This window comes from Achromobacter sp. 1011811831 (genome assembly GCF_059760905.1).
The window spans coordinates 26,592-37,259 of sequence record NZ_JCBANG010000066.1; the positions used below are offsets into that span (position 1 = coordinate 26,592).

A 10,668-nucleotide genomic window follows, 5' to 3' on the forward strand; every position below is an offset into this window, starting at 1 on the left:
TTGCGCATATGCCGAACGCGTCCGCCACCGGCGGCGGCGCGGGCCAAACCGGAAGAGGCGCCACGCGATGCAAGCCCGAGTCAATGCTTTCCAACAACCCATCGGCGCCGACGTGGCGGACTGGACGGCGCGTCCGCGCCCGCCGCTGACGCCGGCCGTGGGTCGCTACTGCCGGCTGGAGCCGCTGTCGGCGGCGCGCCACGCCGCCGAGCTGTACCAGGCCTTCAGCCAGGCGCAGGACGGCCGCGACTGGACCTATATGTCGGTCGGCCCCTTCGCCAGCGAGGCCGAGTACCGCGCCTTCGCCGAGCGCGCCGAGGCCGGGCAGGATCCCTTGCACCACGCCGTCATCGACCTGGCCAGCGGCAAGGCCGTGGGCACGCTGTCGCTGATGCGCATCGACCCGGCCAACGGCGTGATCGAGGTAGGTTTCGTCAGCTTTTCGCCGCTGCTCAAGCGCACGCGCATTTCCACCGAGGCGCAGTTCCTGCTGATGCGGCGCGTGTTCGACGAGCTGGGCTACCGGCGCTACGAATGGAAGTGCGACAGCCTCAACGCGCCGTCGCGCACTGCCGCCGCGCGGCTGGGTTTCGAGTTCGAGGGCGTGTTCCGCCAGGCCGTGGTCTACAAGGGCCGCAGCCGCGACACGGCCTGGTTCTCCATCATCGACAGCGAATGGCCGGCGCTGCGCGCGGCCTACGAGCGCTGGCTGAGCCCCGGTAACTTCGACGCGGAAGGCGGACAGCGCGTCGGCCTGGCCGAGCTGATCGCGCGGGAGCGCGCCGCTTGCGCCTGATCCCTGTTGCGCTGGCCCTGTTCTGGGGGTTGAACTGGCCGGCGGTGAAGATCAGCCTGTCGCTGCTGCCGCCGTTCACGCTGCGGCTGCTGGGCCTGGGCAGCGGCGCGCTGCTGCTGTTCCTGCTGGCGCGGCTGCGGCGCGCCGACATCCTGCCCGCGCGCGCCGCCTGGCCCGGCATCGTGGCCGGCGGCCTGCTGTCGATCGCGGTCTTCAACCTGGCCGTGGCCTGGGCCCAGCTCAGCACCAGCACCGCCCGCGCGGCGGTGCTGACCTTTACCATGCCGATGATGTCGGCGTTGCTGGCCCGCTTCGTGCTGGGCGAGCGGCTGGATGGCCGCCGGGCCCTGGCGCTGCTGCTGGGCGGATTGGGCGTGGCGGTGCTGGCCTGGCCGGCGCTGCGGGCGGCGGCGTCCGGCACCGATCCGTCCGCGTTGCGCGGACTGGTGTTCCCCTTGACCGCCGCCTTCGGCTGGGCCGCCGGCACGGTCTGCCTGAAGCGCTGGCCCGCGCCGGGCGACCGCGCCGTCGTCACGGCCTGGCAATTGTCGATCGGGGCGCTTTGCGCGCTGGCCGGCATGCTGCTGGCGGGCGAATCGTTTCCGCTGCGGGGCTGGAGCGCCCGGGTCGCGGGGGCGCTGACGTTTCATATCGTGCTGGGCACGGCGGTGGCGTACTTGCTGTGGTTCGTGCTGAGCGAGCGCATCAGCGCGACCACGGCCTCGCTGACCACGCTGGCGGTGCCGGTGGTGGGCGTGCTGGGCGCCATGGCGCTGGTGGGCGACCGGCCGGTCGCCCAGGACTGGTGGGGTTTCGCGCTGGTGCTGGCGGGCGCGGCGCTGACGGTGCTGGGATCGGTTGGCGCGGCGGCGCGCCGCGCCTGAGCAGGCAAAAGGGGGGATGCTGGCCGCGCGGGCCTGCCTCAGCGCGTCCGGCCGCGCAGTTTCTCGCGCAGCAGCGCCGAGCCGCTGACCAGCAGGATGCCGCCCAGCACCAGCAGCGCGCCCAGCACGAAGGCCGCGTCCAGCGGTTCATCCAGGATCAGCACGCCGAACGACACGCCGAACAGCGGCGTCATGAACGACAGGATCGACAGGCGCGACGCCAGGTAGCGGCGCAGCAGCCAGAACCAGGCCAGATAGCTGGTCAGCGCCACGGCCACGGCCTGGAATGACACGCTCAGCACCGCGGCGGCGCTGTAGCGGAAACCGGCCTGGCCGGTGGCGGCGGCATAGGCCAGCAGCAGCACGGCGGCCACCGCCATCTGATAGAACAGGGTCTTGGCAGCCGGCGCTTCCGACAGCGCCGTCTTGCGGATCAGCACCGTGGTCGCGCCCCACAGCAGGCCGGCCATCAGTCCCATCGCATCGCCCAGCAGCATGTTGCTGGCGGCCTGCTGGCCGCCCTTGCCCAGGAAGGCCACGGCGATGCCGGCGAAGGCGATCGCCACGCCCAGCCATTGCAGCGGCGTCAGGCGCTCTTCCGGCAGCAGCCAGTGCAGGCCCAGCGCGGCGAACACCGGTGCGGTGTACAGGAACACCGACATGTGCGAGGCCGTGGTGTAGAGCAGGCCCTGCGCCACGAACAGGAATTCCACGGCGAACAGCAGGCCCACCGCCAGTCCGGCCGGCGCGGTGCCGTCGGCCAGCGCCCGCGTGCCGGCCTGGCGCCACATCACGACGCCCAGCACCAGCGCGGCGAAAGCCGAGCGCAGGCCGATCTGCATGATGGGCGCCACGTCGGCCGCCACCAGCTTGATGGCGATCTGCTGGAAGCCCCAGCACAGGCACAGCAGCAGCATGGATCCCGTGGCCAGCGCGTCCAGCGGACGGCGCGGGGCGGGGGCCGTCACGGCAGTTCCGCCGGATAGCTGTCCAGGGCCAGGCTGATCTGCTGGCGCAGGTCCCATTCGGCCAGGCTGGCCTGCACCGGACCGTAGAAGGCGCCGTCGCGCACCAGGAACATGGACGGCAGGTGGAAGACTTCATAGCGCTCGACCAGGCCGCCGTTCTCGCCAGCGTCGATCCAGCACACGCGTTGCACCGGCGGCAGTTCCAGCCAGGGCAGTTCCTGGCGCGCGATGCGGCAGGTGCCACAGGTGCGGCTGTGGAACACCAGCAGGGACAGGCCGGGCGTGTCCAGCAGATAGCGGTCGGCGTTGCCGTCGTTCAGTTCGATCTGGTCCATGGTCGCAAGAGGCGGGCGCGGCGAGGGCGCGATGCCGCACATTATGGCAGCGCGGGGGCCGGCCATGCCGCATAACCCGGACGCGGCCGGGGACTCAGGCGCGCGCGTTCAGCGCGAGGACAGCACCCGGTCCAGCTCCAGCACCGTCTCGTACAGCACGCGCGTGCCGTCCAGCAGCTGCGATGGCTCGATCCATTCTTCCGGGCAATGGCTGCGGCCGTTCAGGCAGGGGATGAAGATCATGCCGGCCGGGCCGGTGGGCGCCATGTACATGGCGTCGTGGCCCGCGCCGCTGGGCAGGCGCATCGTGTCGTAGCCGAGCCGGCCGGCGGCGGCCTGCACCGCGTCCATCACCAGCGGCGCGCAGTCGGTGGGCCGGGCGCGGCTGAGTTCGATGAAGCTCGCGCTCAGGCGCAGCGCCTTGAGATCCTCGGCCACGCCGGCCATCAGGGTCTCGGGGAACGCGTCCAGCACCGCGTCGCTGTCGCTGCGCATCTCCAGCGTCAGCTCGACGCGGCCGGGTACGGCGTTGGCGGCGTTCGGCGTCAGCGACAGCCGACCCACGGTGGCGACCACGTAATGGGGCTTGCCGCTGGCCGCGCTGGCCTGGCGATGCGCGCCGTCGATGATGCGGGCCGCGCCGACCAGCGCGTCGCGGCGGATGTCCATGGGCGTGGTGCCGGCGTGGTCGGGCTGGCCTTCGACCGTGATCTGCACGCGGCGGATGCCGACGATGTTGGTGACCACGCCGATGGGCAGGCCGCGCGCTTCCAGCACCGGGCCCTGTTCGATGTGCAGCTCGACGAAGGCGGCGGTGCCGCCGGCCGGGCGCAGCGGCGCGGTCAGCGCGGCCGGGTCGCCGCCGATGCGGGCAATGGCCTGCGCCAGGGTTTCGCCTTCGGGATTGCGCGCGGCCAGCATGGCCGCGTCGAGCTTGCCGCTGAGCGCGCGGCTGCCGACGCAGGAAATGCCGTAGTCGCTCGGCTCCTCGGACAGGAAGTCGATGACCTCGAAGGGATGCTTGAGCGCGATGCCGTGCTCGTTCAGCGTGTGCGCGACCTCGATGCCCGCCAGCACGCCGATGATGCCGTCGTAGCGGCCGCCGCTCAGCACGGTGTCGCAGTGCGAGCCGGTGACGATGGGCTTGCGCGCGGGATCGCCGCCGGCGCGCGCGCCGACCAGGTTGCCGCCGGCGTCCAGCCGCGTGGCAAGGCCGGCGGCCTGGAACTCCTGGCGCAGCCAGGCGCGCGCTTCATCGAACAGCGGCGAGAAGGCGCGCCGCGTCCAGGGCTGGCCGGGCAGGGTGTAGCGGGACAGGGTTTCGACGCGGGACCAGAGACGCTCGGCGTTCAGCGGCGGAAAGGTGGGGGCAGGGGTGGCGGGCATGAGGCTTCCAGATGACGCTCGGCCGATTATGGCACGCAGGTCCGCGGCGGCCGCGCGCGCCTTCGCGCATGGGCCGGTGCGTGGACGTCAGGCCGCGCGCGCCACCAGCCCCAGGCGCTCGCGCCGCGTCCAGCGCTGCACCATCAGCACCGCCACCACGGTCAGGCCGATCGCCAGCCCGCTCCAGATGCCCACGCCGCGCCAGCCCGCCTCGAAGGCCAGCCAGGCGCCGCTGGGCAGGCCCACGCCCCAATAGCCGATCGCGGCGTAGACCATGGGCACGCGAGTATCGTGCAGGCCGCGCAGCATGCCCGCGCCCAGCACCTGCGCGCCGTCGACGATCTGGAATATCGCGGCCACGGCCAGGTAGCCGACCGCGAAGCCCAGCACGCGGGCGTTGGCCGGGTCGCGCACGTCCATGAAGGCCGACACCAGCAGATAGGGCACCGTGACCATCAGCAGCGCGGCGATGGCCATGGAGCCGATGCCCAGCCCGAACGCGCTCCAGCCCGCGCGCGCCACGCCGGACGCATCGCCGGCGCCCTGCGCGTGGCTGACGCGCACGGTCGCGGCCTGCGCCACGCCGTAGGGAATCATGAAGGTCACGCTGGCGATCTGGATGGCGATGGCGTGCGCGGCCAGCTCCGCTTCGCCCAGCCAGCCGATCAGGAAGGCGGCGGCGTTGAAGATGGTGACCTCGAAGGCGGTGGCCACGCCGATGGGCAGGCCCAGCTTCCAGAACGCGGCCAGCCGTTGCCAGTCCGGTTGCAGCAGATCGCCGAACAGCCGGTAGCGGCGGAAGCGTCGGTCGCGCAGCACCACCAGCGCCAGGCCCAGGAACAGGCACAGGCTGGCCAGCGCGCTGGCCACGCCCGCGCCGACCAGGCCCAGGGCGGGCGCGCCCAGGTTGCCGAACACCAGCACCCAGTTGCCGAACACGTTGAACCCGATGCCCGCTACCGCCACGATGAAGGCCCAGCGCGGCTTTTGCAGCGCGGCCAGGAATGAACGCAGCACCAGGAAGCCCAGGAACGGCGGCATGGCCCAGAGCAGGGCGCGCAGGTATTCACCGGCCAGCGCTGCCAGCTCGGGCGGCTGGCGCAGCAGCAGCAGGATCTGTTCGCCGTGCCACAGCGCCAGGCAGCCCGGCAGCGAGATCAGCACGGCGGTCCACAACCCCTGGCGCACCGTCAGCCGCACGTCGCGCACGGCGTTGCGCCGCGCGCCTTCGGCGCGCGCGGCCATGGGCGCGGTGGCGCTGACCAGGCCCAGCGCGAAGAAGGCGATGGCCGAATACAGGTTGGCGCCCAGCGCGCTGGCGGCCAGCTGCTGCGAGCCCAGGCGGCCGATGAACATCACATCGGTGACGGTCATGGCGATCTGGGCCAGGTTGCTCAGCACCAGCGGCAGGGCGAGCATCAGCGTGGCGACGATTTCAGGTTTCCATGCGCTGCGGTTCGGCATGGGTTGGGGCGGGGGCATGCGCATCCTTGGGTACTTCCTTGCGGCAACCCCGAATCTTAATCGTTGCCCGCGCCGGCGCCTGTCATGCCCGCGCCGCGCCGGTCGGGAGGCTCGCGCAGCAGGCTTGCCGCCGCCGCCGCGCCGGCCAGCGTGATGACGATGAGCGCGTGCAGCAGCCAGCGGAACGCGTCGTCATAGGCCTGCGGCAGCAGCGCCGCGGCGTGTGGATTCAGTGCCAGCGCGCCGGTCAGATCGCCGGCGGCCAGGTATTGCGCCGAGACGGCGACCTGCGACAGGCCGTCGATGGCGTCCAGCCGGTGGCGGATCAGGCCGGCCAGCAGCGCGTTGACGCTGGCCAGCGCGATGCCTTCGCCGGCGACGCGGGTGGTGCTGAAGATGCCGGCGGCCATGCCGGCGCGTTCGGGCGGCGCCACGCTCATGGCCAGGCCGTCCATCAGGCCCCAGGGCAGGCCGGCGCCCGCGCCGATCAACAGCATGGGCCAGACGGCGGCCAGCGCCGAGGCGCGGATGTCGACCGCGCCGAGCCACCACAGGCCGGCGGCGGCCGCGAGCAGGCCGAGGGCCGAGATCAGGCCGGGCGAGGCGCTGCGCGCCAGCCACGCGGCCACGCTGGGCATGAACAGCATGGGCAGGGACAGCGCGGCGGTGGCCAGCCCGGCCTGGATTTCGCCGAGGCCGTCGATGCCGATGAAGCGCATCGGCATCAACACCAGCAGCACCACGTAGCAATAGCAGGTCGCCACCGGCAGCGCCTGCACGCCGACGAAGCGCGGATGGCGGAACAAGGACAGATCCAGCATGGGCCGCGCGACGCGGCGCTCGATGCGCACGAACAGCAGCGCGCATAGCAGGGCGCCGGCCAGCGGCGCCAGCACGCGCGCGTCCGTCAAGTCGCGGCCGGGCGCTTGCAGGATGCCCCAGGTGAGCAAGGCCAGCGCGGCGGTGAAGCCGAACGTGCCGCGCCAGTCCAGGCCGGCTGCCCGAGGGTCGCGCGATTCGCGCAGCGTGGGCGCGGCGATCGCCAGCGCGACCGCGCCGACCAGCGCGCTCGACAGGAACACCGCCCGCCAGCCCAGTGTGTCCAGCAGTGCCCCGGCCAGCACCGGCCCGGCGGCCAGGCCCACGCCGAAGCTGGTGCCGAGCAGGCTGAAGGCGCGCGTGCGGCCCTGGTCGGGATAGGCCTGGCCCAGCGCCGCCGAGCCGCCGGCCAGCGCGGCGGCTGCGGCCGCGCCCTGCACGGCGCGCAGCGCGTCCAGCCAGATCGTGTCGGGCGCCAGGCCCAGCGCCAGCGACATCAGCACGAACAGACCCACGCCGCCCAGGAACACGCGCTTGTGGCCGCAGGCGTCGGCCAGCGCGCCGGCAGCCATCAGCAGGCTGCCGAAGCTGAGCATGAAGGCATTGGTGATCCAGGCCAGCGCCTGCGGGCCGCCGCCCAGGTCGCGGCCGATGGCGGGCGTGGCCAGCGCCCCGCCGGCGAAGCTCAACGGCAATATCAGCGCGGCCGTGCAGACGGCCAGCAGGGTCCAGGCGCGGGCGGGCTCCGGGGGTGGGCAAGAGCGGGGCATGGTTATGGCGCGGCCGGGCCGCGTGATCGAGTGGATAAGGTCAAGAAGGATAAAATTGCCGCAATTAATGAAAAATAGGTCTTAGTGACGCATTGAAAGGACAAAATTTCCTTTATTGCCCAGGGCCAAATCAACCAGGCCTGGTCGGGCCGGCGCGGCAAGACCTGGACATTCCTGAAGGAGCAGCGATGGAAAGCCTGAGCGGAATCCTGGCCTTCGTGCACGCGGCGCGCCTGCGCAGCTATGTGGCGGCCGGCGCGCAGCTGGGCATCTCGGCGTCGGCGGTGGGCAAGAGCGTGGCGCGGCTGGAGGACGGGCTGGGCGTGCGCCTGCTCAACCGCAGCACGCGCCGCATCAGCCTGACGGAGGAGGGCGAGCTGTTCCTGGAACGCTGCGCCCGCATCGTCCGCGAGCTGGAAGAGGCCGAGGCCGAAGTGACGCGGGGCCGGCAGTCGCCGCGCGGGCGGCTGCGCGTCAGCCTGCCCGCCATCGGTTATCGCATGCTGGTGCCGCTGCTGCCCGAGTTCACTCGGCGCTATCCCGAGATCGAGCTGGACCTGGACTTCAGCGACCGCATCGTCGACCTGATCGGCGAGGGGGTGGACGTGGCCATGCGCAGCGGCAGCTTCGCCGATTCGCGCCTGAAGGCGCGGCCGTTGGGCGCCTATCGCTTCGCGGTGGTGGCGTCGCCGGCCTATCTGGCGGCGCGCGGCGCGCCGCTCAAGCCCGTCGATCTGGGCGAACACGCGCGGCTGGCGTTCCGCCATGCGGGCGACGGGCAATTGCAGGAATGGCGATTCAGCGGCGCGCAGGAAGACGCCGCGCCGCCGCTGCGCACCGCGCTGGCCTTCAATAATGTGGAGGCGCTGGTGGGCGCCGCCGAGGCCGGACTGGGCCTGGCCTATGTGCCGGACTTCGCCGTGCGCCAATTGCTGCATGACGGCAAGCTGGTCGAGACCTTGGCGGACTGGGCCGAGGAGGGCGGTCGCTTCTCGCTGCTGTGGCCCGCAACACGGCATGCCTTGCCCAAGCTGCGCGTGTTCGTGGACTTTCTGGCCGAGCGCTTGCGGCAGGGGTGAGGGGCGCCAGCCGGACGCTGAATTGCCGCGCCGCCGCATGCGCGCGGCGCGTGGGCGCGAGCCCGACCCAAGCTTGCCGTGGCGCTTGTTTGAGGCGTCTCAATCGGTGACAAACTCCTCCATGTGGGCGGGTTGACGGGCTGCCCGGCGCTGCAAGTATGATGGCGCAAACGCATACGGCCCCTATCCGAACGGGGCCGTATCACTTGGCAGCATCACCAATACAAGCAGGGAGTAGACCCCGATGAATACGCCTTTGGAAGGGGGCCTGGCGGCCTTGAACGTGCCCGCCTATGTGAAGCACCGCGGACTGATCGACTGGGTCGCCCGCGTCGTCGCGCTGGCCAAGCCCGACCGGGTGGTCTGGTGCGACGGCTCGCAACAGGAATACGACCGCCTGTGCGAGCAGATGGTGCAGTCCGGCACCATGCGCCGCCTGAACCCCGCCAAACGGCCTAATTCGTTCCTGGCCTGTTCCGACCCGTCCGACGTGGCCCGCGTCGAGGACCGCACCTTCATCTGTTCCGACCGCGCCGAGGACGCCGGCCCCACCAACAACTGGGCCGATCCCGCCGAGATGCGCGCCACGCTCGACGGCCTGTTCGACGGTGCCATGCGCGGCCGCACGCTGTACGTGGTGCCGTTCTCGATGGGCCCGCTGGGCTCGGACATCGCGCACATCGGCGTCGAACTGTCCGACAGCCCCTACGTGGTCGTCAACATGCGCATCATGACGCGCATGGGCAAGCAGGTCTATGACGTGCTGGGCGCCGACGGCGACTTCGTGCCCTGCGTGCATTCGGTGGGCAAGCCGCTGGCGGACGGCGAGGCCGACGTGGCCTGGCCCTGCAATCCCACCAAGTACATCGTCCACTACCCCAAGACGCGCGAGATCTGGAGCTTCGGCTCGGGCTACGGCGGCAACGCGCTGCTGGGCAAGAAGTGCTTCGCGCTGCGCATCGCGTCCACCATGGGCCGCGACCAGGGCTGGCTGGCCGAGCACATGCTGATCCTGGGCGTGACCTCGCCCAAGGGCCGCAAGTACCACGTCGCGGCGGCCTTCCCGTCGGCCTGCGGCAAGACCAACTTCGCCATGCTGATCCCGCCGCAGGGCATGGACGGCTGGAAGGTCAGCACCATCGGCGACGACATCGCCTGGATCAAGCCGGGCGCCGACGGCCGCCTGCACGCCATCAATCCCGAGGCCGGCTATTTCGGCGTGGCGCCGGGCACCAGCGAGCTGACCAACTACAACGCCATGGCCACGCTCAAGGCCAACGTCATCTTCACCAACGTGGCGCTGACCGACGACGGCGACGTCTGGTGGGAAGGCATGACCCAGACGCCGCCCGAGCACCTGATCGACTGGCAGGGCCAGGACTGGACGCCCGCCATCGCGCAGCAGACCGGCCGCAAGGCCGCGCATCCGAACGCGCGCTTCACGGCGCCGGCCGCGCAATGCCCGTCGATCGATCCGGAATGGGAAAACCCCGAAGGCGTGGTGATCGACGCCTTCATCTTCGGCGGCCGCCGTTCCACCACGGTGCCGCTGGTGACCGAGGCCCGCAACTGGGTCGAAGGCGTGTACATGGCCGCCACCATGGGCTCGGAAACCACCGCCGCGGCCGTGGGCCAGCAGGGCGTGGTGCGGCGCGATCCCTTCGCCATGCTGCCGTTCTGCGGCTACAACATGAGCGACTACTTCAACCATTGGCTGCAGCTGGGCAAGCGCCTGGAAGCGGCCGGCGCCACGCTGCCGCGCATCTATTGCGTGAACTGGTTCCGCAAGGGGCCGGACGGCAAGTTCGTCTGGCCGGGCTTCGGCGAGAACATGCGCGTGCTGCGCTGGATGCTGGGCCGCATCGACGGCCAGGCCCAGGGCGTGGACCAGGTGTTCGGCGTGTCGCCCAGCTACCAGGACATCGACTGGACCGGGCTGGAGTTCACGCCGGACAAGTTCGAGCAGATCATGTCGGTGGACGAGGGCGCCTGGCGCGCCGAGCTGGCCCTGCACGGCGAGCTGTTCGGCCAGCTGGCGCAGCGCCTGCCCGAAGACCTGCCGGCCACCAAGGTCAAGATCGAGGGGCGGCTGGCGGCCTGATTCAGGCGGCCGGCGTCTGCTTCACTTCCCGCCTGCGCAGCGTCCGCGACCCGGCTTGCGCCGGGT

At 71.3% G+C, this 10,668-nt stretch carries 9 protein-coding genes; 4 read left to right on the top strand and 5 right to left on the bottom strand.

Going from position 1 to position 10,668, the window contains the following annotated elements; translation table 11 throughout:
- Positions 1 to 67 precede the first annotated feature (67 nt).
- The gene (locus tag AC6LJ9_RS21790) at positions 68 to 796 is read left to right on the top strand and encodes a GNAT family N-acetyltransferase (RefSeq protein ID WP_498149162.1); all 729 of its coding nucleotides are present in this window, start codon (positions 68 to 70) and stop codon (positions 794 to 796) included.
- Positions 787 to 1,680, top strand: a complete 894-nt coding sequence (locus AC6LJ9_RS21795) for a DMT family transporter (RefSeq protein ID WP_498149163.1) — start codon at positions 787 to 789, stop codon at positions 1,678 to 1,680. Before AC6LJ9_RS21790 ends, AC6LJ9_RS21795 begins: the two co-directional genes overlap by 10 nt.
- A gap of 38 nt (positions 1,681 to 1,718) precedes the next feature.
- Here AC6LJ9_RS21795 and AC6LJ9_RS21800 read toward each other — a convergent pair whose 3' ends face one another.
- The 5 genes from AC6LJ9_RS21800 to AC6LJ9_RS21820 all read right to left on the bottom strand — a co-directional run bounded on the left by AC6LJ9_RS21800 (position 1,719) and on the right by AC6LJ9_RS21820 (position 7,422).
- A complete protein-coding gene (locus AC6LJ9_RS21800) occupies positions 1,719 to 2,648 on the bottom strand; it encodes a DMT family transporter (protein WP_212318275.1) in 930 nt (309 codons plus the stop codon).
- Complete coding sequence (locus AC6LJ9_RS21805; protein ID WP_103276425.1) at positions 2,645 to 2,983, bottom strand: thioredoxin family protein; 339 nt, start codon at positions 2,981 to 2,983, stop codon at positions 2,645 to 2,647. Before AC6LJ9_RS21805 ends, AC6LJ9_RS21800 begins: the two co-directional genes overlap by 4 nt.
- Before the next feature lie 108 nt (positions 2,984 to 3,091).
- Positions 3,092 to 4,369, bottom strand: coding sequence for an N-carbamyl-l-glutamate amidohydrolase ErtE (gene ertE, locus AC6LJ9_RS21810; RefSeq protein WP_498149164.1), 1,278 nt, complete (start codon positions 4,367 to 4,369; stop codon positions 3,092 to 3,094).
- A gap of 87 nt (positions 4,370 to 4,456) precedes the next feature.
- Positions 4,457 to 5,851 (bottom strand): MATE family efflux transporter, encoded by a 1,395-nt coding sequence (locus tag AC6LJ9_RS21815; RefSeq protein ID WP_498149165.1) that lies wholly within the window; start codon positions 5,849 to 5,851, stop codon positions 4,457 to 4,459.
- Positions 5,852 to 5,889: 38 nt separating this feature from the next.
- Entirely contained in the window at positions 5,890 to 7,422 is a 1,533-nt protein-coding gene (locus tag AC6LJ9_RS21820) for an MFS transporter (RefSeq protein WP_498149166.1), read from the bottom strand.
- A 188-nt stretch (positions 7,423 to 7,610) separates the two neighbouring features.
- Between AC6LJ9_RS21820 and AC6LJ9_RS21825 the strand changes: the two genes are divergently transcribed.
- Entirely contained in the window at positions 7,611 to 8,501 is an 891-nt protein-coding gene (locus AC6LJ9_RS21825; RefSeq protein WP_498149167.1) for a LysR family transcriptional regulator, read from the top strand.
- Between the two features lie 244 nt (positions 8,502 to 8,745).
- A complete protein-coding gene (locus tag AC6LJ9_RS21830) occupies positions 8,746 to 10,602 on the top strand; it encodes a phosphoenolpyruvate carboxykinase (GTP) (RefSeq protein ID WP_392409527.1) in 1,857 nt (618 codons plus the stop codon).
- Positions 10,603 to 10,668 lie beyond the last annotated feature (66 nt).

Coding starts and splice junctions, on each gene's coding strand:
- ertE (WP_498149164.1), bottom strand. CDS start 4,369: ATGCCCGCCACCCCTGCCCCCACCTTTCCGCCGCTGAACGCCGAGCGT.
- AC6LJ9_RS21805 (WP_103276425.1), bottom strand. CDS start 2,983: ATGGACCAGATCGAACTGAACGACGGCAACGCCGACCGCTATCTGCTG.
- AC6LJ9_RS21830 (WP_392409527.1), top strand. CDS start 8,746: ATGAATACGCCTTTGGAAGGGGGCCTGGCGGCCTTGAACGTGCCCGCC.
- AC6LJ9_RS21825 (WP_498149167.1), top strand. CDS start 7,611: ATGGAAAGCCTGAGCGGAATCCTGGCCTTCGTGCACGCGGCGCGCCTG.
- AC6LJ9_RS21815 (WP_498149165.1), bottom strand. CDS start 5,851: ATGCCCCCGCCCCAACCCATGCCGAACCGCAGCGCATGGAAACCTGAA.
- AC6LJ9_RS21790 (WP_498149162.1), top strand. CDS start 68: ATGCAAGCCCGAGTCAATGCTTTCCAACAACCCATCGGCGCCGACGTG.
- AC6LJ9_RS21820 (WP_498149166.1), bottom strand. CDS start 7,422: ATGCCCCGCTCTTGCCCACCCCCGGAGCCCGCCCGCGCCTGGACCCTG.